Raw genomic sequence first — 22,290 nt, forward strand, 5'->3', positions numbered from 1 at the left:
CCAATTTTTCGGAGCTGCCTTCTTTCTTTATGAAAATAGTTAGTAATGTGCTAAAAATTCACCATTGCAAGATTTTGATCGTTGCCCTCATAAAACTCCTTAATCGCCCGGTCTGTATAAACCCAGCCCTTCCAGCCTATATGAATGGTATCCTTCATAAAATAAGGATCATATTCGTGACCAGAAAAATCGGCAACTTGGAACCCATCCGCTTCAATTTGCTGTTTAATTCTAGAATAATAGGCAGCACGGCCTTCTTTAGGGAACCCCGTATAATCATAGTAATGCCCATTAACCGGAACAGAGATAAACAACGGCTTTGCACCCGATTGCTTTAAAACATCGAGGACAAGCTGAAAGTCTCCGTATTCTTTTGATTCACCGTAGGAACGCTTCATGTCTTTGTTTTTTAAAGACGGCAGGAAACCTTTAATTTTATTATATTGCGAGTTACTGATATAAAAATGATTGTTCGTTGCCCGCTTTGCCCCATATTGATCTGCATCTTGCGCCAATTGGTCCCACGATTTATTTCTGACCTTAGGGGTTAGGTCGCGATGACGAGAGAACCAGCCTGCCAATGAGTAATATAAGTCCTTTTTGGCTAGTAAATGCCGGTAGACAACCGCGGCAGGGCGAAGTGCGCTTGCTTCCCGTTTTATCCACGGATCATTTGTGATCTCAGCTTTATATAGAGTTGAGAGAATAGGGTCATTTTTCACAGACGAATAGGTTAAGAGACGCTTAATCGCCCTTTTTTTAACCTCAGGATCAACCTGTGTATTAAAAGCAAAATCATACCCCTGTAACGAAGAATAATTGGGTACAAAATGTGATTCATCGGCTCCTTGTGGATTAAACCATTGCGGAGACAACACAAACACGATTTTCTTATCCTTTAACTGATCCATATGCTCGGAAAAATTTAAAAAATGAATCAGTGATTCGGTTCCGCCCCGGCCAACAAGAAATGGCGTGAAGCCTTCATGGACTTCTTGAAAGTAATTAGACGGATGAAACCGATCCAGCCTTGCCAGTTCCGAAGAACCATAGATGGGCAGATAACGGCTGTCCTCGAGCATTTTTGCTGGATATACTTTCCTTGAAACATGACGGGATTTAATTCCGTTGCCGCCTGGCTGATTCGGTTTTTTGGAATCAGGCTTTCAATCCAGCGATCTGGAATGATTACCAGGATAAACAAAACCAAGAAAGCTAGAAAAAGCGGGATGAAAACAGGCTTCTTCATCTCAAATCAGCCAACTGAATGGCGATGTTATTGGGAGTATTCCAAGTATCCCGGTCAAATTCAGTAATCGGGACAAGGATGCCAAAGCGTTCTTCAACTTGAACCAAAAGCTCCACTGTTCCGAATGAATCTAATAGTGCTTCATCAAATAAATGGATATCTGGATTATCCTTTATAACCTCATCTTGACAAATTTCTGCTAGTAACTCGATCACTTGATCTTTAAATTCCATCGAAATCATACTCCTTTTTGAATAAAGTGTCCTGAAAATATATAAAATCCAAAGCAAATAAAGTGGAAGGTAATCACAATACTAATGATCCGTGTTAATCTAGTTTGCGGCCACCATTTATGCTTTTTGTTAAACTGCTCGAAGGTATTGTAGCCGACCATCAGAAGGGCATGATAGATTCCATAGAGAATATATTGAATTTCTAGACCATGCCAAACCCCCATTAACAGAAATAATAAAACATAACCGAGGTTGGAGATGATGTTTCTGTTTTTAGTCCACTTCTTTTTCGTCATCCAAAAAACAAACCGCATGTAGACATAATCACGAAACCAAAAGGAAAGGCTCATATGCCAGCGATTCCAGAAATCTTTTATATTGCGGCTGATAAACGGCAGATTGAAATTTTCCGGTGATTTGATTCCCATAATATAGCTGATGCCGATGGCAAAAGCACTGTAGCCGGCAAAATCGAAAAATAAATAAAAGCTATATCCATACATATAAAAGAGCTGGCTTTGAAAATGATTTTCCGCTATAAATCTTAAGTTGGCAATGAAAAAATGATTAATAGAATAACCGATGATATATTTATATAAAAATCCACGGAATAGTTTGTTGATCCCGTCATATAAAAGCTGCTTATACTGCTCGCCCGTTAGTTCTGCTTTTAAATCCTTGTCAAACCGCCGGTAACGGTCGAGCGGGCCTGATGAAATAGTCGGAAAAAACAAGATGAAATACAGTAAACGAGCAAGAGGAAGCCTTTGTTTGATTAATCCGTCCCTAGTCTCCATAATCAATTGGGTTCCCTTAAAGGTTAAATAGGAAATCCCCAAAAAGGCCATCCAATTGGGCTCTGAAAAATACGGTAGCACTTTATAGACAGCTAATGGAAGAATCGATGCCATCACTGCTAATGAAAAAATCCAGCCGCTGTTTGCTCGTTTTCTATAGGCTATATATCCTTCAATTAGTAGAACCTGCCAGATGGTAAACAGAATTAAAGCAAGAGCACTTGCCGGCTTAGATGCAAAAATAACGGCTAAGACGATAACAGTCACTATCATATTGTAAGTTTGAAATCTTTTTCCTTGTAGGCCAAGGATGACCGTTGGTGCTAATAAAATCACTAGGATGAAAAAGAATGTAAAAGAACTATATGGAATCATCACAATACCTTTTTGCGAATTTGCCTTCGATCCACTTTTCCATTAGGTGTGATCGGCAGTTCCTTATGATAAGAAAACTTCCGTGGAATCATATAGGCGGGCAGCACCAACCCTAGTTCTTTTTTTATCGCACCCGTTAACTGATAGTCTTTTTCAAAAGGATGTTCCGCTGGAATGATCAAGACGGAAAGGTATTCAATTTTATCATCTTGATAGATAGGAACAACAACGGCTGATTTCACATAGTTCGATTTGGCAATATGATATTCAATTTCTTCGAGTTCCATCCGATAGCCATGTAATTTGATTTGAAAATCTAATCTGCCTTTATAAAAAAGTAACCCCTTCTGGTTGAAGCCGGCATCACCCGTTCTGTATGCCTGCTGTCCGTTATAGGTAAAAAAGGCTTTATTTGTTAGTTCTGGCTGTCCTAAATAGCCTTTACTTACACTTGGTCCAACAATGATCATTTCTCCTTGTTCCCCTTCAGATACAGGTTCATTCTCTTCATTTAGTAGGATGATTTGCGTATCTGCTTTCGGGGTGCCGATTGGAAGAGTTTGATAATCTTCTATTACTTCATCTGTTATTTCTAAAAAGGTGACTGCGACAGTTGCCTCTGTCGGGCCATAGGTATTAAAAATCGCTGCTTCAGGAAACCGTTCCCGCAGCTGCCTGCAGATTGAAACAGGAAGAATTTCGCCGCAGAAAAGGAAGACTGATAATTTCGGAAGCAGTTCGCTGTTAAATGATGGATCCATTAAACACATTTGTACAAACGATGGTGTAGAGGTCCATACCTGTGTTTCTGATTTCTCTAATTCTTCAAATAAGAGTTTTGGCTTAGCGACCATTTCTTTTGTAATCGCCATTAAGGTACCACCACTTGCTAAACAAGGGTAGAGGTCCATGACTGACAGATCAAAGGAAAACGGAGCTTGGTTTAAAAAGCGCAGCCCTCCTTTAATAGGGAAATCTTCTACCATCCAATCCACAAAACTTTGCAGATTAGCAGCAGATATTTGGACACCTTTGGGATTCCCTGTGCTCCCTGATGTATAAATAATATAGAAATTTTCAACGCCTTTAACCCATGTTGATGAATCAATGGTTTTAGGCTCCTGCTTCCGCATTTCTTCCAGGGTCACCATTCTAAATGATGAATGGTCGATCGGAAGGGGAAGACCCGCTACATTTATCAATAATTCCGGATTAGAATTCTTTATTATTCTTTCAACACGTTCGAGTGGGATGGATGTATCTACAGGTATATAGGGATGACCAGCTTTTACACTGCCAAGAAAGGAGATTAGCATTTCTGGTTCCATATGTCCGTAAATCAAAATAGGTGATTGTTTTTTTAAGTTCTGTGCTAGAATGAAGGCGGCAACTTGGTCGGATTTCTTCCAAAGTTCACCGTAAGTGATCTGTTTAGCTGGAGAGATAAAGACCAATTGATCTGGTTGTAACCTAGCCATGTTGTCAATGGCTTGTAATAATTCCATTTTAAAATCCCCCCGAAATTAAAAATCATTGTAAATATACGAACCTGCACTTGCATCATTAAATCCGTACATAAAAAACAGTAACAGAAGAATGAGCAGGTAATAGACAAACCGGCTGGTCCATCTCACTTTCTCTTGGTTAAGGAAACCTTTTATTTTTTGCAGCATCATGCTTCCCCCGCAGTAATCTCTTTTTAACGTTATAATCATAATTCGCTTTCAAACTCTTTGCATTAAGATTTAATGAAAAGGAAATTAATTTTTAATTTATTTCTATAGGAAGTGGTGCCTGACACCAAGTTTTTTGAATTTTGTGTGGCAGAGGAGTAAAGTGGAGGTGGGAAAATAGAAGGGAAGAGGGTTTTACCGTTGGAGAAGCTGCAACAAGGAACGACTGCGTTTCGAAAGGCCAATTTTGCACTTTTTGCTGGAGGGTTCATTACCTTTTCAATTCTTTATGATGTCCAGCCTTTACTGCCAATCTTTACAAAAGAATTTGGTGTCACGGCGGCCGCTGGGAGTCTGACCTTATCGGTAACCACGTTTACGCTTGCCATTTCAATGTTATTTATTAGTTCATTATCCGAGGCGTGGGGACGTAAATCAATTATGTCTGTTTCGTTACTTCTCTCTTCATTAATCGTAATATTTACTGCCTTTAGTCCGACTTTTAGTGCGCTGCTCGGATTTCGTATTCTGCAAGGAATGGTGCTCGCAGGACTTCCAGCGATTGCGATGGCCTATCTTGGTGAAGAGGTAGATTCTAGGAGTCTTGGAATTGCGATGGGCATCTATATTAGTGGAAATTCGATTGGCGGCATGGCTGGCAGAATAATTACCGGGTCCATTACCGATCTGTACTCTTGGCGTTTCGCCATGGGGAGTATTGGTATCATTAGTTTAATCCTCAGCATATGGTTTTGGTTTCACCTGCCAAACTCCCGTTACTTTACACCTAAACCACTAAAGCTAAAAGCACTAAGTAAATCGCTGCTAGGGCATTTAAAGGATCCAGCTCTTTTGTGTTTATTTTGCATTGCCTTTATTTTAATGGGAAGCTTTGTTACTTTATACAACTATATCGGCTTTGAACTGCTGGCACCTCCCTACCACTTAAGCCAAACCATTGTAGGCTGGATTTTTATCGTCTATCTGACTGGAACGTTTAGTTCAACATGGATGGGGCGTCTTTCTGATACCTTAGGACGACAGAAGGTATTATGGATCGGTCTTGTCATTATGGTTACCGGAGCATTATTGACTCTGTTTGCACTATTAGTGTTAAAAATAATCGGGATTGCGGTCTTTACGTTTGGCTTTTTTGGGGCACATTCCATTGCCTCAAGCTGGGTGGGCAGACGGGCGCGCACAGCCAAAGCTCAAGCCTCATCACTTTATTTGTTTTTCTACTACTCTGGTTCGAGCATTGCCGGTACTGCGGGGGGATTTTTCTGGTCCAAATTTGGCTGGGAAGGGGTTATCGGTTTTATGGTTTGTTTACTTCTGCTCGCCTTTCCATTATCACTAAAACTCTCTTCCATAAAACCATTGCAGGCAGCAAATTAAGCGTCTTTCTAAATTCATGTAAAAGAGACTGCCCCAAAAGGTGGTTGATGAATAAATTTGCACACTCTGTTGATTGGAGCGGAAGGCGGCGAAGACTCCTCGAAAATGCTACCGCATTTCCTTCGTGCGTGGGCGGATTCGAGGATGCAAATTCAAAGTCCTGCGGGAGTACGGGGCCGAGGAGGCTCCCCGGCACGCCCACGGAAAGCAAAGCCGCCTGGAGCGGAAATCAACAGACTAGTTTAATGTATAAAAACATAACTATTTTGCGGCTTTTTAAAAATGGTAAAGTCTAATTTTTGAAAATATGAGTATTATTTTAAAAGAAAGGGAGGGGATCATCGAAAATGGTGAAATCTATTGGGATTTTGGGTATCGGCCAGGCAGGCGGAAATATCGCAGAAATTGCTGCCTCTATGGGCTTCCAAGCCGCCCTAATCAATACAAATCAAAGAGATGGGACCGTCAATACAAGGGTCGAAAAGAAATACTTTGTCCCAGGGTACAGCGGGGCCGGTCAGGATCGTTCGATTGGGTTAAAAGCAGTGAATGAGAATTACCGGGAATTAATCGACTTTATTAAAAAGTCCTTCAAGAATATTAAACTGTTATTAGTAGCCTTCTCTACAGACGGGGGGACAGGGTCGGGAATGAGCCCGCTCCTAATGGACATCTTATTAGACCAGCTGCCAGGGGTCAACATCGGAGCGATCGCAGTGGTCCCGGACCGTAATGCACTGGCAGGAAACCGGATCAATGCCGCAGCCTGCCTCGAGGAGATTTCCAGAATTGAGTCCCTATCCTCCGTATTCCTTGTTGATAATGATCAATTACGGAAGCTCAATCCTCAATCAAGTAAACATCAGATCTACCTTTCTTCTAATCATCAAGTCATCGAGGCCATAAATAATGTGCTGCAAGTAACAAGAAAGAGCTCCTTTTTTGGGAATTTTGATGAAACGGATTTAATGAATATCCTCGGAACAAGAGGAGTAACCATCATCTCGTCAACCACCATCACGGACGCTAAGACAACCGCTGATGTCTCCAATAAAGTCCAGCAATCGTGGGTAAACTCGATTTTCTGCCCGGTTGAATCGACAGGCGTGATCCGAGCTGGATTAATTTATGAAGGTGCTGAAAGTATGGCGAAACTAATTAATGTTCCATCGATCTTTGAGAGGGTTGGAGAACCACTTGAGTTATTTGAAGGGACCTATATTTCGGAATCAGACCCGACGATAACAACCGTTTTGGCAGGGCTGGCATTTCCGGCCCGCCGTATGAAGGCTCTTGAAGATCATCTTGAAAAAAATAAAGATCGGCTCCAGCATTTGGTGAGTAAGGAATATTCCCAGCATTATGAGTCGCAGGTTTCCTGGGCCTCTAACTTAAAAGCACGGCCGCAGGAGAGGAAAGCAGGGAACATTACATCCAAATTAACCAAATACCAAAGATAAAATGAAGGGTTAGTCTCTTTCTCCGAGGCTGGCCCTTTTCTAATGGGTAATGCTCCCATTTTTAGGGTATAATAAAGGGAGAAAGTGTGTAGTAAGGCGAAAAACTAGAGGGTAAAGCAATTTATACGCTAAAATAAATCTAGGCAACGTGTTAGGATAAACAGCTGCTGGTTTTTTGGAAAAAGGAGAAATGAACGATGTGGGAAGAAGTGGTATCAAACTTTGCCTCGATGCTGAATTGGCATATGTGGGCAGATGTATTGTCCTCACCAAAGGCGTGGGGATTAATTTTATCGTTAGCGGTATTGGAATGTATCTTATCAGCTGATAATGCTTTGGTTTTATCCGCTTTTGTAAAACCATTACCAAAGCAGCAACAAAAAAAGGCCTTAGTATACGGACTATGGGGAGCTTATTTATTCCGGTTTATTTTTATCGGACTAGGGACGTTTTTAATCAAACTATGGTTTATTAAGTTAATTGGTGCGCTCTATTTACTGTGGCTTTCCGTTAAGTTCTTTATGGACAAGCTGAAAAGTAAAGAAGGGGAAGACGAGGAAGATGTGCGGGAGCCGAAGGGCTGGCTGACCCAAACATTTGGTGTATTTTGGGCAACGGTTATTAGTGTGGAATTAATGGACTTAGCCTTTTCGGTGGATAGTATCCTGACTGCACTTGCCGTTTCTGATCAAGTTTGGGTTGTTTTACTTGGCGGTATGATCGGGATTCTTTTGATGCGGGGAGTAGCGACCTTCTTCATCAGTTTAATGAACAGGGTACCGGAGCTCGAAACGACGGCTTATTTCTTAATTTTGTTTATTGCCGTTAAAATGGGGCTTACCCTTGTTGATATTGAGATACCAAATGAAATTTTTATCATCGTGATGGTGGTCGCCTTTGTGATTACGTTTATTGTGCATGGGATCCGGAAAAACAGGACAGAAAGATTATCACATTAAACACTTGGCCGCTATTGACATTATGGGAAGCAAAACTCAATATGAATATAGAAGCAGAAGAATAGATCAATGGTTCTTCTGCTTTTTTTAGTGTACCATGACATCATAGATGCTAGATTAATAGGAGATAATATAATGTTAAGTTTATTTCATTTGAACATATCAGAGTGGATATGGTTAATTGTTGCAGCTGTTTTAATTGGTTTTTCAAAAACAGGCATTAACGGCTTTTCAATGCCGGTCATTCCGATTATTGCCTTGATTTTTGGAGGAAAAGAGTCGACTGGAACCATCTTACCCTTGTTAATTCTGGCTGATCTTTTTGCCATTTATTATTATAATCGCCATGCTGACTGGAAGAATATTAAGCAATTAATTCCATGGGTGGCGGCGGGGCTTTTATTAGGGCTGTTCGTTGGTGAGTATACGAATGACGAACAATTTAAGATGATTATTTCTATTTGTGTAATCGCTTGTTTATTTATTTTAATTTATATGGAGAAAAAGGGTGAAGAAGCTAAAGTCCCTAAAGGAAAGTGGTTTTATGCCTTAACGGGAATTCTTAGTGGTTTTGCCTCAATGATTGGCAATGCGGCGGGACCCATCTTCAGTGTCTTTTTATTAGCAAAAGGGTTTAAAAAAGCAGAATTTCTGGGCACCACAGCTTGGTTCTTCTTCCTTGTTAATGTGTCAAAAGTACCGATGCAAATTTTGGCGTGGCATAACATTCATTTAAAAACACTTTTATTGGCGGTAATACTGATACCAGCCATTGCAATCGGTGCGATTCTCGGGGCTTTCATAATTAAAAAAATGAATGAAAAGCCTTTTCGTATTATTATCATCGTGGTTACGGCCGTATCAGCAATAAAATTATTAATTTAACAAAAGATAAAGGACTAAGGCAATTCTTAGTCCTTTACCTATACTTGATATACTTAATACTACTAACAAACTTTTTAGGAGAGAGACATTGTGGCTAAATTCGGTGTAATTGGGCTCGGAGATATTGCGCAAAAGGCGTATCTGCCGGTCTACAGCAAAATGAAGGATCAAGAATTTCACTTTTTTACACGTAATCAGGAAAAGCTAACGGCCATTGGCAGCCAATATCGGTTTGAGCATCTTCATTCTTCACTAGAATCTTTATTAGGCAGTGGAATTGCCGGGGCATTTGTCCATTCCTCGACTGCCTCTCACGAAGAAATAGTGGAGCTATTACTTCAACATAACATTCATGTGTTTGTCGATAAGCCGATTACAGACCGATTTGAAAGTGCTGCTAGAATGGTCGAATTAGCTGAAAAGAAGAATCTTATTTTAATGACAGGATTCAATCGAAGATTCGCTCCCTCCTACCAGCAGCTAAAGCAGGTAGCCAATCCGAATATGGTTATCGTCCAGAAGCACCGAAAGGCCCATCCAGGGGAGCCAAGGACCTTTATCTATGACGATTTCATCCATGTGGTGGATACCATGAGATATTTATTTCCGCATCCGATTGACGAGTTAATTGTTAATGGCAGAATGGTGGAGGACTCCCTTTACCATGTGATTGTTCAGTTTAGATCGGGCGGAGCATCAGCCATTGGAATCATGAACCGGGACAATGGCACAAATGAAGAAATCGCTGAGGTAATGGGGCCGCTGGAGAAACGCAGTGTTTATAATGTGTCAAAATTGGTTGTTTCAAAAGGAATGGAGACGATCGAGGTGCGGGGCAATGACTGGGAGCCGACCCTTGGGAAACGTGGTTTTGAGCAGATGGTTGCGGATTTTGTAAAGGCAGTTACCACGGGGTCAAAGGTAAGCATATCGGCAAGCGATGCGCTAGAAACTCATGAGATCTGTGAAAAAATCCTTTCCAAGTTAGGAAGGGATCGGTAATACGCTTTTTAGGCATGGAGGTAACAAGAAAGGCCGCTAAGGCTTTTTATTGTACCTCGATGCTTTTTTATTTTTTGTCCTAATATCAGTAATAGGAGTGAATACCCGACAGTAAACTAGTAATGGGGGCAAGGTCCTAAAGGAGGTGTTTTCTAGAAAGGAAGCAGCTATCTTTATAGTTTTATAGTCATTATTTATTCGTTTTGTTTTTGATAGTTGCAGCAGCGAAGAAAATCAGAAGAGGGGGTAAAAAAAGTGAAAAAATATCTCCAACGAGTAGGAAGTTCTTTGATGTTACCGGTTGCAGTTCTGCCGGCAGCGGCGATTTTGATGGGGATCGGGTATTGGATTGATCCAACTGGCTGGGGGGCAGACAGTCCGCTTGCTGCCTTTTTAATTAAGGCAGGGAGCTCGATTATCGATAATATACCGATTCTGTTTGCAGTCGGTGTCGCCCTTGGGATGTCGAAAGAGAGAGATGGTTCGGCAGCATTGAGCGGGTTAGTTGCTTTCTTAGTTGTGACCACACTGCTTTCAACAGATGCAGTGGCATTACTAGAAAGAGTAGATCCTTCAAAGGTCGATCCCTCTTTTATAAAAATTAAAAATGCCTTTGTAGGAATCATTTCCGGTATTGTTGCGTCGATTATGTACAATCGTTATAGTCATGTTAAATTACCCGATGCCTTTGCATTCTTCAGCGGTAAACGGTTGGTGCCAATTATGACAGCCGTTTCGATGCTGGTGGTTTCCGGGATACTATTTTTTATCTGGCCAGTCATTTATACTGCCTTGGTTACATTCGGTAAAACAATCAGTGATTTAGGGGCTGTCGGTGCGGGTCTTTATGGTTTCTTCAACCGTTTATTAATTCCCACGGGACTACACCATGCCTTAAACTCGGTGTTCTGGTTTGATGTGGCTGGAATCAGTGATATTACGAACTTCTGGGCAAGCAAAGGTGTAAAGGGCGTTACGGGAATGTACCAAGCTGGTTTCTTCCCCATCATGATGTTCGGGCTGCCTGCTGCTGCTTTGGCCATGGTTCATACGGCTAAAACAAGGAAGAGGAAGCAAGTCGCTTCTTTAATGTTAGCTGCGGGCTTTGCCTCGTTCTTTACCGGTGTAACAGAGCCGATTGAATTTGCGTTCATGTTTTTAGCTCCGATGCTTTATTTGGTGCATGCCATCTTAACAGGGCTTTCCTTGGCGATTGCAGCAGCGTTCCATTGGACAGCTGGCTTTGGATTTAGTGCCGGGCTTGTGGATTTTGTGTTAAGTTTTAAAATTCCAATAGCCAATAAACCATATATGTTAATTGTTCAAGGCCTTGTTTTTGCGGTTATTTACTACTTCTTATTCCGTTATATCATTGTGAAATTTAATTTAATGACTCCTGGCCGCGAAGAGGACGATGATGAGGCTGTGGCAGAGGAGGCAGCGGGCGAATCTAGGTTTGCTTCCATGGCAGCGATCATTTATGAAGGCTTGGGCGGCGATGAGAATGTGGTTTCAGTGGATAACTGTGTCACCCGCTTGCGATTAGAAGTGAAGGATATGAGCAAAGTCGATCAGAAGAAAATTAAATCGACGGGTGTACCGGGAATTAACATTGTTGGTCCACAAAGCATCCAAGTCATCATTGGTACCAATGTCCAATTTGTAGCCGATGAGGTTCATAAGCTGCGTAAAGGGAAATGAAAGGGAATAGGATTAGGAACCGCTTAGATTCGTTATCATCTAAGCGGTTTTTTATGGTCCTGTTTGTTAAAATAAAAGAAGGTAAAATAGAGATTATAGGAGCTTCTGATGAAAGAATATTATTATGATAAATTACTTAACATTAAGACCCGCGGTGACCAGCAGGGATTTAACAAGTCCTTGCATTATCATCGGTACGAACCGACTCCATACAGCGCGCTCGAGGAGTTGTTCCGCCATTATGAAATCAATCACGACGATTATATTGTGGACTTTGGATCTGGAAAAGGCAGGCTGAATTTTTACCTTCATTACTTTTTTGATGTAACAGTTGTCGGGGTAGAGATGAATGAAGCTCTTTATCATGAGGCGCTGTTAAACCAAAAGCGCTACGTGAAAAAGAATGGCAAAGGTAAAATTCAATTTGTTTGCAGCCTGGCAGAGGAATATCAAATCAACCGTTTCGATAATCGCTTTTATTTCTTTAATCCGTTCTCGATTCAAGTGTTTCGGAGAGTGGTTAACAACATTCTGCGGTCCTTGGAAGATCATCCAAGGGAATTCGAAATGGTTTTATACTATCCATCCGAGGATTATATCTATTTCTTAGAGCAGGACACTGCTTTCGAGAAGAAGAAGGAAGTAACATTACCATATGTATATGAACATAACCCAAATGAACGGTTTATCATCTATAAACTAACACTGTGAGCAAGTTTATAGTAGAAATGGTGACAGGCACCGTTCACGGATTAGGAGTTTGCTATGAGTGCAATAGGAGAAAATGAGCGGATTGATGTGTTAGATTATTTGCGGGGATTTGCATTACTGGGGATTGTTTTGGTTAATATTGGCACATTATTGGCGGTCAATCCTCCGGCAGCAGGTACTGCCGATGCTGCTTATTGGAAGTTTTTATACTTATTTATCGAAGGCCGGTTTTATACGATTTTCACATTCTTATTTGGTGTCGGCTTCTATCTTTTCATCAACCGTGCCAATACAAAAGGAAAAAAAGGACAAGTCTTGTTTGTACGGAGAATGGTGGTGTTATTCCTATTTGGGTTCGTACATATGCAGTTTCATCCTGGCGAAGCATTAACGCTCTATGCCGTCGCTGGCCTCATTCTCCTCCCATTTTACAAAGTAACCAGAAGAGTCAATCTCTTATTTGGCATCGTCATGTTAGTTGTTTTAAGTCTTTTTGCTGCAAAAATCTTTATGATTATTCCATTCATGTTGTTGGGAATCGCTGCGGGACAATATCAGGTGTTTGAAAGAATCTCCCATTACTTAAAGGCAACAGCTGTTTTTACTGTTATCATGTTGGTCCTAGCTCTAGGCGGGCTGATTTTTCAATATCAGTCCGCTCCCAATTTCATCAGCAGTGCCGCGAATGAAGCAATCTCCGGCCCGCTGCAGCCATTTATACATATTGGCATTACGATTGGTCCTGTGGTTTCTGCCTTTTATGTGGGCTGTATAATCTTGTTGATTCAATTGCCCTTTTTTCGTAAACTTCTTACGCCTTTAAAATACTATGGCAGGATGGCCTTTACCAATTATTTATTGCAAACGGTCTTGATTTTTGTGGCAGGAAAAGCGCTGCAGCTGCAAAGTCAGATAAGCTATTTTCAAACCTTATATATTTGCTTGGCTATCTATGTTATTCAATTAAGCTATAGTACACTTTGGCTTCGCTATTTCAAATTCGGCCCCTTAGAATGGGTTTGGAGAGCACTGACCTACCTAGAGTTACCGCCGATGCGAAAAAGAATCTAGCCGAGCCCTCCTCCGCCCGTCCGGAAGGTGGTACTTCACAATTTCACAGTATAAACAAGGTGCCAGGCACTAACATGGAATGAGGCCCGGCACTTTGTTCGTTTTGTAAAATCCTATTTACTTTAATTTGACCTTATGATCTTTTGCCAGTTTGTTTAACTTCGTTTTATAATCGCGAATATGTTCTCTCGCATCGGCCAGCATATCATTTGCCTTCTGAACAAGTGCCGGATCCTGTTCCTCTAAGGCCTGTTTAATCGTAACAAATGCTTTAAATTGAATGTCAGCCCCCTCAATATAAATTTCGTGAATCTTTCTTAACTCATCTGTTTCTATCTTGACAGAATTCAGCTCTTTAATAAATTCATTGTAGTTTGGAATAACTTCTTTCGTTAACGCATCGTACATCGTCTGGTCATCTTGATAATTCACACCAGATACCCCTTCGTAGGCAGAAACCGCTGCTGCTTCTAATTTCCCCGCTGGTTTCATTTCCTTGTTCACGTAATTCAGCAGATCATCTTGAACAGGGTCGTTAAAGCAGCCTGACAACAGCAAAATGATCGGAAAAACAATCGCTAAAAGCCCTTTTTTCACTGCGATCACCTCCTAATCCTCAATTTATGAGGTGCTGGAAGTCCAATATGTTAGGAGATAAAAAAATCACCTTTATTAAAAAACGATAAACCAGCAAGCAAGGGAAATTAATTGATAGAAATTCTCAATTACATATTGACACCATTTTTGGAAATTGTTTATACTAGATGTAAGTGATAATGATTTTCAATATCATTTATAAAAATAAACTTATGGAGACAGTGATGAAGAAACGATATCTATTATTGGTGTTAGCTATATTGTCAGGAGTCTCCTTGTTTGTGGGAGTTAGCAGTATATCGCCTAGTGATCTCCTAAACTTCCAATCTGAAGAAACACAAGTATTTCTGATCAGCAGGGTCCCGCGGCTTGTCGCCATCATTCTCGCCGGAGCAGGTATGAGCATTGCAGGACTCATCATACAGCAGCTGAGCCGTAATAAATTTGTCTCACCAACAACAGCCGGAACACTGGATGCCACCCGTTTAGGAATATTGGTGTCCATGCTGCTGTTTGCTAATGCCTCAATGATGCAAAAAATGGTTGTCGCCTTGGCGTTTGCACTTGCGGGAACGTTTTTATTTATGCAAATTTTAGACCGGATTAAGTTGAAGGATGCCATTTTTATCCCACTAGTAGGTTTAATGTTCGGCAACATATTATCTTCGGTCACGACGTTCTTTGCCTACAAGGCAGATGTGATTCAAAACATGTCCGCCTGGCTTCAAGGAGATTTTTCTATGGTGATGAAAGGGCGCTATGAGCTCCTATACATAAGTATTCCGATTTTAATTATCGCCTATTTCTATGCCAACCGTTTTACTGTTGCCGGAATGGGGGAAGATTTTTCAAAAAATCTAGGCCTTGCCTATCGGAGAATCGTCAACATTGGACTGGTGCTCGTTGCCCTAATAACGGTAACGGTTGTCCTCACAGTCGGAATGATTCCGTTTCTCGGTCTAATTATTCCCAATGTCATCTCGATTTTTAAAGGGGACCACCTGCAAAAAACGCTGCCGCATACGGCCTTACTAGGAGCAAGTTTTTTACTAGTTTGCGATATTCTGGGGAGAATCATTATTTACCCATACGAGATTTCCATTAGCCTGATGGTTGGGGTCATAGGCAGCGGAATCTTCCTTTATCTTCTATTTAGGAGGAGAGCTTATGCGTAACCAATCGATAAAAATGGGGGGCTTAGTACTAGCCGCACTTTTGTGCTGCGGGATTTACCTATTTCACAACCTCAATGGAAGCTTTGATTATGCGCTTCCGAAAAGGGCGGTTAAGGTCATTGCGATGATCATTACAGGATTTACGATTGCTTATGCAACGGTCGTGTTTCAAACGATTACCCATAATCGAATCCTTACGCCGAGCATAATGGGGCTCGATGCCCTCTATTTGCTTTTGCAAACCGTGATTATTTTCTTCCTTGGTTCTGATCATCTGGCAGTGGTTAATAGGCAAGTTAACTTTTTAATCTCGATAGTGGTCATGATTATTTTTGCCCTTATTCTATATCGATTTCTTTTTAAAAAGGGCAGTCAGTCGATTTACTTTTTACTGCTCGTTGGAATTATTGTTGGCACCTTTTTCTCGAGTATATCTACATTTTTTCAGGTGCTGATTGATCCAAATGAGTTTCAGATAGTTCAAGACCGGATGTTTGCAAGTTTTAACAATATTAATTCGGATTTGGTCTGGCTGGCGCTGCTGCTGGTAAGTGTCGTGATGATTTATGCTTGGTGTTATATGAAATACCTCGATGTATTGTCACTGGGGAGGGAGTGGGCGATTAATCTTGGCGTGCCCTATGATTCGATTGTAAAGAAAATGCTGGTTATCGTGGCCGTCTTTATTTCCATCTCTACAGCACTTGTTGGGCCGATTACCTTTTTTGGCTTAATTGTAGCAAACCTTTCCTATCAGCTTTTTAAAACCTATAAACATAAGGTTCTCATTAGTGGGGCAATTATCATGAGTGTTATCGCCCTTGTCGGCGGGCAATGGGTGGTCGAACGGATTTTTACTTTTTTAACCACGCTCAGCGTCATCATAAACTTTATCGGCGGGATTTACTTTATCTATCTACTAGTAAAGGAGAGGAAAGCAGCATGATTCGAGTGAAGTCGTTAACGAAGTTTTACGGGAAGAAGGCGGTTGTCGAGGATGTGACTGTTGATATCCAGCCAGGAAAGATCACCTCTTTTATTGGGCCGAATGGTGCCGGGAAATCAACGCTACTGTCGATGGTCAGCCGGCTGCTCCATGCAGATACTGGTGAAGTGCTTGTCAATCAGTCCAATGTCCGTATGATGAAGTCCAATGATTTTGCCAAATCGGTGTCGATTTTAAAACAATCGAATTATATGAATGTCCGTCTCACGATCCGCGAACTCGTCTCATTTGGACGATTTCCCTATTCTAAAGGGCGGCTCACCGAAGAGGATGAGCGGATGGTCGATCAATCCTTAGCCTACATGCATCTGACGGAATTGCAGGATTGCTTTTTGGATGAATTATCAGGAGGACAGCGGCAGCGCGCCTTTATTGCGATGGTAATCGCTCAAGATACTCAGTACATATTGCTTGATGAGCCGTTGAATAATTTGGATATGAAGCATTCTGTTCAGATTATGAAAATACTGCGACGCCTAGTAGATGAACTAGGTAAAACAGTTGTGATTGTCCTTCATGATATTAATTTTGCCTCTGTCTATTCGGACTGGATTGTCGCGATGAAGGACGGGAAGGTGGTCAAAAATGGCCCGACTGAGGAGATTATCCAATCGGAGGCCTTAAATGAGATTTATGATATGGATATACCGATTCAAGAAGTGAACAATTGCCGGATTTGCGTTTATTTTAATTCATAAAAAGGGGATGAAAGAGATGAGAAAGTGGAGTTTACTAGGGTTTATTTTTATGGTGATTTTGGTGTTAGTTGCTTGCGGCGGGACAAAAGAGGAGGAGGCTTCCAAGCCGGCATCCTCTAGCGAACAATCAGACGAGAAAATGACCATTAAACATCAGTATGGTGAAGCAGTGGTTGAAAAGAACCCGAAGAAAGTGGTTGTGTTTGACTTTGGTGTACTGGATACCTTAGATGAGTTAGGGGTCGAAGTGACCGGTGTCCCGCAAGTAACGATTCCTTCTTACCTGAAAAAATACAATGATAAGAAATATACGAATGTCGGCAGTTTAAAGGAGCCTGACTTTGAAGCGATTCATGCCTTAAAGCCTGATGTAATCTTTATCTCAGCCCGCCAAGCGGAATTATACGATCAGTTTGCTGAGATTGCCCCTACGGTTTATGTAGGAATGGAATATACTAACTACATGGATTCCTTTACAAAAAATATGAATTTAATCGGTAAGATTTTTGGGAAAGAAGATCAAGTCGACCGCGAATTAACAGAGATTCAGGCAAGGGTGAACAAGGTGAATAAAAAGGCAGCTGCTCTTAACGAAAAGGGGTTGGTTGTGCTGGCAAACGAAGGGAAAGTGAGCGCCTATGGCCCAAGCTCACGCTTTGGTCTGATTCATGATGTATTTGGCTTTGGAGCGGCTGATCAGAATATTGAAGTCTCCACCCATGGGCAAAGCATTACGTTTGAATACATTAAGGAGAAAAATCCGGACGTTTTGTTTGTGATTGACCGAGCCACAGCGGTAGGCGGGGAAATCGGGGCCAAAGAGATCGTAGAGAATGAACTAGTTAAAAAAACTTCAGCCTACCAAGAGGACCAAATCGTTTACTTAGATGCCGACTCCTGGTATCTAAGCGGCGGCGGTTTACAATCCATGAAAAATATGACTGCAGAGATAGAAGCAGCCCTTTAAAAGAGAATAACAGAGAAAACCAACGCTTGGCCATCAAAAAAAGCCAAGCGTTTTTATGTCGCTGTCCATTAGAGACGGACAAAAAAGGAGAAATGTTCTTTTGTGGTGCCTGACACCATGAAAATTCCCTCTTTTCTTTATCGAAAAGTTCTGTAAAATGAAGTTTGAGAGATTATGTGTTTGGGAGAGATATGTATGGCTAAGAGTTTCCCTATTTTTGGCGAGCTGAATCATTCAGATACGATTAATCCTGATGATTTAATCGACCTTTTTCTTAATAGTACAGCCGATGGTATATGTATATTGAACATGGAAAATCGGTTTATTCGCGTGAATGATATGTATACGAAAATTTTTGGCTATACCGAAACAGAGCTGGTCGGACGGAGCTTCGAGGAAATTGATCAGCCTAATTTAGCGATAGAGGTCATCAAGGCGGTAAAACAAGGGGAGTTTTTCCACGATCTAGTAACTCAATGTTTACATAAAGATGGAAGTCTGCTTGATATAGCCGTGTCTTTTTCCCCATTACGTAACTCAGCTAGGGAAATTATCGCCATCATTGGGATCTATCGTGATATTACCAAGCATTTAACTATTGAACGAGAATTAAATCGAACCCGTGAGCTATATCGATTGATTACAGAAAATACCACTGATATGATCAAGCTTTATACGAAAGATAAAAAAATAATCTATGCTTCTCCGTCTCACCAAAAGTGGCTGGGAACCTCCATGAATGAACTAATTGATCAGGAGGTATACAGTCTTATTATGCCAGAAGACAAAGAGTTTTTGGACCAAGTCTATGAGAAACTTATGAGAACAGGGGAACCCCAGCTTTTTCAGATTAAAATGAGAACGAGTGATAACAGCTTTATTGATACGGAGATCACCATTTCACCAATCCATAACGAGAAAAATGAAATAGAGTCTTATGTTACCGTGGCTCGTGATATTACCGACAGAATCAAAAATGATGAGGCACTTCGTAATTTAGATCGGCTCTCGATTATTGGTCAACTAGCTGCCGGCGTTGCTCATGAAATCCGAAATCCTTTAACCTCTTTAAAAGGTTTTTCCAAGCTATTGAAGAGTACCATTGATAAACAAAAACAAGACGACTATTTATCGATTATCATGAATGAACTTGACCGAATTGATATGATTGTCAATGAGTTTATGTCGCTGGCGAAGCCGCAAGCCATTCAATTTAACCGGGAAAGTTTAAGCGCGATTCTTGAAAGCACCGTTAACATTCTTCATCCGCAAGCCTTATTACATAATGTGCAAATTATTAACCACTTCATTACGGATGATATCCATTTACTAGGAAACAGAAATCAGTTAAAACAAGTTTTTGTTAATTTTTTAAAAAATGCGATTGAAGCGATGCCGTCTGGCGGTCAGGTTCATATTGATGTGCAAAAAGCTGAAGGCAATCAGGTTTTGATTCAGATTACGGATGAAGGCACCGGAATTGACAATCATCTTATGGATTATTTAGGGACGCCGTTCTATACCACCAAGGATAAGGGGATTGGACTTGGTTTAACGGTTAGTAACAAAATCATTCAAGAACATAATGGCACGATGAAAATTGAAAGTGAGTTAGGCAGAGGCACAACGATTACTGTTGAATTAGAATATGTATAAAAAGGCGTCAGGCACCAGCTAATTCAGGTGTCTGACGCTTATTTTGTATAGCGGTTGGCATAGCTCGAGGCGACAAAGGCATCTGGTTTAATTTTTGGTTCTACCCCCATGGACTCCATTCGTGTTACCATTTCTGTTACAAACTCTCTTGTCTTATTCCGTTTGCCAGCACCAATATCGATATGCCCTTCCATGGAAAAGGTTGCTCCTTCATAGAGATAGGGCAGGACAATCGCAATCAGCTGATTTTTCCGCTCTTCGGTAAACATAGCAACAATTTCCTCCGTTAAGGATAATTCAAGTGAAATCCGCTCATGCAGCTGGGTCATTTTTCTTGGGACCACAATCTTTCTGATACAGGCCCAGACACCATTTCCTTCATTCTGAATGACAATCCCAGTGATAAAAACCGTTTGCAATTTATGAACCTGTGAATCTGTTCCCACCATCAAGCGATAGTTTCCTTTTGGGGCGGATGACATGAATAAAATGATTCGTTCAAAGACCTGTTCGAACGTGAGTCCCTTCTCTTGAAGATTTTGAAATGTATGGTGGTACATTGAATTATCTTTCATATTGAAAACACCACCTCTTTCCCTTGGATAAAAAACGTAGACTAACTCTTATTCCTATCTTATGGCGACGAGACATTTGTCGTGCGGACATCTACGACAATCCAGTCTAATTTATATGTATGTCGTATTGACGGAAAATAGTAAAACAAGTAGGAGGCTTGGCTGGGTACGGCTAGTCCTTTGCGAGAATGGGAGCAGCAGCAGAGAAAGATTTATCTTAAAACCATTGTTTGCCTAACAATATTTATGCCAGTCCATCATTAGATAAAGAAACAAGATTAATTGGAAAAGGATGATGGAGATGGCAAAAAGAAACAGAGGAAAGACAATCAGCAATCTGCCTTCAAATGGACGGGGGACATGCCCATTATGCGCAAGAACCGGGATAAAATTGCTTTATTCACATAAAACTGAAACAGGGCAGACCATCCAAGTTTGCAAAAATTGCCGTAAAAAATAACGTTTCATGAGTTGCTGCCTATATTATATTGTTAACTAATTAAAATTTTAAGTTGACAATAGACACTCTTACCATTTATTTTTAAGATAAGATAAAAAATAAGGGTGGGAGACAAAAATGAGGAAATTAAGGGCACTAGATTTAACACTTGCAGCCATGTTTGTTGCACTCATGGCCATCGGGGCAAATATATCGACGATTGCTCCATTTTTACATGTCGGTGGAGTTCCGATTACACTACAGACCTTTTTTGCTATTTTAGCAGGAGCAATTTTAGGAAGCCGTTTAGGCTCAATTGCCATGATTGTTTATATGTTAGTAGGCTTAGTTGGGGTTCCTGTATTTGCTGACTTTACCGGCGGGCTGTCGATCATCATTAGACCTACATTTGGCTTTATTCTTTCTTACATTTTAGCGGCGTTTATTATTGGGAAAATCGTTGAAACGAATAAAAGTCTGCCTGCGTTTATTATAGCCTCATTAATCGGCATGGCAGTCAACTATCTGTTCGGCACCAACTGGATGTACTTTGCTTACAAACTTTGGGGATCTGCACCAGAAGGATTCTCCTACAAAATGGCGTGGTTATGGATGGTCGCCCCGCTGCCAAAGGACCTATTCCTATCCATCCTAGCCGGAATAATGGCCCACCGCCTCGAAAAAACCGTCCTATCCAAGGGCCAATTCAAACAACTCAAACGTGGTGCCTGACACCATTACTCACTTTGTCACAATGTAAAAAGCGGTTCAACCTGTAGAGGTTGAGCCGCTTTTGCTTTAACTTTAAGTTCTGGATGCTAAGGAGCCTTGATGGAGAGATTTACTAATGTATTCGGTGAAGTAAAGGGAGAGGCAAGATAGTACAATGTAATACCATGTGTCCCACCATACTAAACTGTGGAGGATTTCGGCACGTCTCAGTAAGAGTGTGGCGCAGTACATACAAAGTCCGATAACAAGGTACTTGCCCCAGCGTGGTAACGGTTGATATTTGGCGATAAACACATAAACAACGCTGGCACATAAATAAAAAATGGTCGAAAAAGCGATCGTATCTTTAGATTGGTTAGCAAAAAAACCAAACTCATAATAGCGATTAGAAAAAAATATAATCGGGATAATATGCAGCGAACCTGAAAAGGGGCTTATAATCAGATATAAACAAAGGAAATGAAAAAAACCTTTTAAAGAGACACTCATTTTTCGATAAAGAAATTTAGCAAATAAGAAATAAAATGGCAGGCCTAAGGAAGTATAGACAGTCCTCCACCAGTAATGCTTATAGATATGCAGTTCTAAAAACAGCCATTCAATCCCTGCATACAAACCAATTGTAAATGCCACCCAAAGCCAATTTTTATGAAAGGATGCAAGGAAGGTGGCGGCTACAGGTAAGGTTAAGGCATTAGATGCAATGGCTCCCCAAACACTATCATAAATAGGATTGTGTTTGATGAAATGAGGATAATATTGATAGCTGCTTAAAAAGGTATAAATAACAGCCTCAATGATATACCCTGCCCCGACCATGCCTATAAAAGTTAATAACGCGCTTCTGACATCTGATTTTATACATATATAAATAAGAAGAATGATACTAATGAATCCAAGTCCGAGATAGCATAATGAATTTAAATCCACT

21 protein-coding genes and 1 pseudogene are annotated in these 22,290 nt (G+C 40.9%); 14 read left to right on the forward strand and 8 right to left on the reverse strand.

Annotation, left to right across the window (positions count from 1 at the left end; all coding sequences use genetic code 11):
- Positions 1-50 precede the first annotated feature (50 nt).
- From dltD to dltX, 5 genes and pseudogenes are all read right to left on the reverse strand, one after another.
- Positions 51-1,249: pseudogene (gene dltD / locus J7E81_RS20230) on the reverse strand (D-alanyl-lipoteichoic acid biosynthesis protein DltD).
- On the reverse strand, positions 1,246-1,482 hold the full coding sequence (gene dltC / locus J7E81_RS20235) for a D-alanine--poly(phosphoribitol) ligase subunit 2 (RefSeq protein ID WP_215045256.1): 237 nt from the start codon (positions 1,480-1,482) through the stop codon (positions 1,246-1,248). Before dltC ends, dltD begins: the two are co-directional and overlap by 4 nt.
- Before the next feature lie 5 nt (positions 1,483-1,487).
- On the reverse strand, positions 1,488-2,654 hold the full coding sequence (dltB, locus tag J7E81_RS20240) for a D-alanyl-lipoteichoic acid biosynthesis protein DltB (protein WP_215045257.1): 1,167 nt from the start codon (positions 2,652-2,654) through the stop codon (positions 1,488-1,490).
- Positions 2,654-4,159: a D-alanine--poly(phosphoribitol) ligase subunit DltA gene (gene dltA / locus J7E81_RS20245; RefSeq protein WP_215045258.1), complete on the reverse strand. Its 1,506-nt coding sequence runs from the start codon at positions 4,157-4,159 to the stop codon at positions 2,654-2,656. The genes dltB and dltA overlap by 1 nt, the downstream gene beginning before the upstream one ends.
- 18 nt (positions 4,160-4,177) lie before the next feature.
- Complete coding sequence (gene dltX, locus J7E81_RS20250) at positions 4,178-4,327, reverse strand: teichoic acid D-Ala incorporation-associated protein DltX (RefSeq protein WP_215045259.1); 150 nt, start codon at positions 4,325-4,327, stop codon at positions 4,178-4,180.
- A 201-nt stretch (positions 4,328-4,528) separates the two neighbouring features.
- Between dltX and J7E81_RS20255 the strand changes: the two genes are divergently transcribed.
- The 8 genes from J7E81_RS20255 (at position 4,529) to J7E81_RS20290 (ending at position 13,514) form a co-directional block, all read left to right on the forward strand.
- The gene (locus J7E81_RS20255) at positions 4,529-5,725 is read left to right on the forward strand and encodes an MFS transporter (RefSeq protein ID WP_215045260.1); all 1,197 of its coding nucleotides are present in this window, start codon (positions 4,529-4,531) and stop codon (positions 5,723-5,725) included.
- Between the two features lie 347 nt (positions 5,726-6,072).
- Complete coding sequence (locus J7E81_RS20260; RefSeq protein WP_251028767.1) at positions 6,073-7,185, forward strand: FtsZ/tubulin family protein; 1,113 nt, start codon at positions 6,073-6,075, stop codon at positions 7,183-7,185.
- Between the two features lie 197 nt (positions 7,186-7,382).
- The gene (locus J7E81_RS20265) at positions 7,383-8,144 is read left to right on the forward strand and encodes a TerC family protein (RefSeq protein ID WP_215045261.1); all 762 of its coding nucleotides are present in this window, start codon (positions 7,383-7,385) and stop codon (positions 8,142-8,144) included.
- Positions 8,145-8,279: 135 nt separating this feature from the next.
- Positions 8,280-9,029 (forward strand): sulfite exporter TauE/SafE family protein, encoded by a 750-nt coding sequence (locus J7E81_RS20270; protein WP_215045262.1) that lies wholly within the window; start codon positions 8,280-8,282, stop codon positions 9,027-9,029.
- A gap of 90 nt (positions 9,030-9,119) precedes the next feature.
- The gene (locus J7E81_RS20275; protein ID WP_215045263.1) at positions 9,120-10,031 is read left to right on the forward strand and encodes a Gfo/Idh/MocA family protein; all 912 of its coding nucleotides are present in this window, start codon (positions 9,120-9,122) and stop codon (positions 10,029-10,031) included.
- Between the two features lie 255 nt (positions 10,032-10,286).
- Entirely contained in the window at positions 10,287-11,732 is a 1,446-nt protein-coding gene (gene nagE / locus J7E81_RS20280) for an N-acetylglucosamine-specific PTS transporter subunit IIBC (protein ID WP_215045264.1), read from the forward strand.
- A 108-nt stretch (positions 11,733-11,840) separates the two neighbouring features.
- Positions 11,841-12,443, forward strand: a complete 603-nt coding sequence (locus tag J7E81_RS20285) for a class I SAM-dependent methyltransferase (RefSeq protein WP_215045265.1) — start codon at positions 11,841-11,843, stop codon at positions 12,441-12,443.
- Between the two features lie 54 nt (positions 12,444-12,497).
- Positions 12,498-13,514 (forward strand): DUF418 domain-containing protein, encoded by a 1,017-nt coding sequence (locus J7E81_RS20290; RefSeq protein ID WP_215045266.1) that lies wholly within the window; start codon positions 12,498-12,500, stop codon positions 13,512-13,514.
- A gap of 117 nt (positions 13,515-13,631) precedes the next feature.
- On the opposite strand, the gene J7E81_RS20295 is transcribed toward J7E81_RS20290, so the two are convergent.
- Positions 13,632-14,111, reverse strand: a complete 480-nt coding sequence (locus tag J7E81_RS20295) for a hypothetical protein (RefSeq protein ID WP_215045267.1) — start codon at positions 14,109-14,111, stop codon at positions 13,632-13,634.
- 224 nt (positions 14,112-14,335) lie between these two features.
- Between J7E81_RS20295 and J7E81_RS20300 the strand changes: the two genes are divergently transcribed.
- The 5 genes from J7E81_RS20300 to J7E81_RS20320 all read left to right on the forward strand — a co-directional run bounded on the left by J7E81_RS20300 (position 14,336) and on the right by J7E81_RS20320 (position 19,613).
- Complete coding sequence (locus tag J7E81_RS20300; protein ID WP_215045268.1) at positions 14,336-15,286, forward strand: ABC transporter permease; 951 nt, start codon at positions 14,336-14,338, stop codon at positions 15,284-15,286.
- The gene (locus J7E81_RS20305; RefSeq protein WP_215045269.1) at positions 15,279-16,232 is read left to right on the forward strand and encodes an iron chelate uptake ABC transporter family permease subunit; all 954 of its coding nucleotides are present in this window, start codon (positions 15,279-15,281) and stop codon (positions 16,230-16,232) included. The genes J7E81_RS20300 and J7E81_RS20305 overlap by 8 nt, the downstream gene beginning before the upstream one ends.
- Positions 16,229-16,990: an iron ABC transporter ATP-binding protein gene (locus tag J7E81_RS20310; protein ID WP_215045270.1), complete on the forward strand. Its 762-nt coding sequence runs from the start codon at positions 16,229-16,231 to the stop codon at positions 16,988-16,990. The genes J7E81_RS20305 and J7E81_RS20310 overlap by 4 nt, the downstream gene beginning before the upstream one ends.
- Positions 16,991-17,006: 16 nt before the next feature.
- On the forward strand, positions 17,007-17,957 hold the full coding sequence (locus J7E81_RS20315) for a siderophore ABC transporter substrate-binding protein (RefSeq protein ID WP_215045271.1): 951 nt from the start codon (positions 17,007-17,009) through the stop codon (positions 17,955-17,957).
- A 195-nt stretch (positions 17,958-18,152) separates the two neighbouring features.
- Complete coding sequence (locus J7E81_RS20320) at positions 18,153-19,613, forward strand: PAS domain-containing sensor histidine kinase (RefSeq protein WP_215045272.1); 1,461 nt, start codon at positions 18,153-18,155, stop codon at positions 19,611-19,613.
- A 38-nt stretch (positions 19,614-19,651) separates the two neighbouring features.
- Here the strand turns inward: J7E81_RS20320 and J7E81_RS20325 are convergent, their stop codons facing one another.
- Complete coding sequence (locus tag J7E81_RS20325; RefSeq protein WP_215045273.1) at positions 19,652-20,188, reverse strand: ribonuclease H-like YkuK family protein; 537 nt, start codon at positions 20,186-20,188, stop codon at positions 19,652-19,654.
- Positions 20,189-20,765: 577 nt separating this feature from the next.
- Between J7E81_RS20325 and J7E81_RS20330 the strand changes: the two genes are divergently transcribed.
- Positions 20,766-21,359, forward strand: coding sequence for a biotin transporter BioY (locus J7E81_RS20330; protein WP_215045274.1), 594 nt, complete (start codon positions 20,766-20,768; stop codon positions 21,357-21,359).
- 72 nt (positions 21,360-21,431) lie between these two features.
- Here J7E81_RS20330 and J7E81_RS20335 read toward each other — a convergent pair whose 3' ends face one another.
- A complete protein-coding gene (locus J7E81_RS20335; protein ID WP_215045275.1) occupies positions 21,432-22,289 on the reverse strand; it encodes a hypothetical protein in 858 nt (285 codons plus the stop codon).
- Position 22,290 lies beyond the last annotated feature (1 nt).

Source organism: Bacillus sp. ISL-18 (genome assembly GCF_018613415.1).
Lineage (GTDB): Bacteria > Bacillota > Bacilli > Bacillales > Cytobacillaceae > Neobacillus.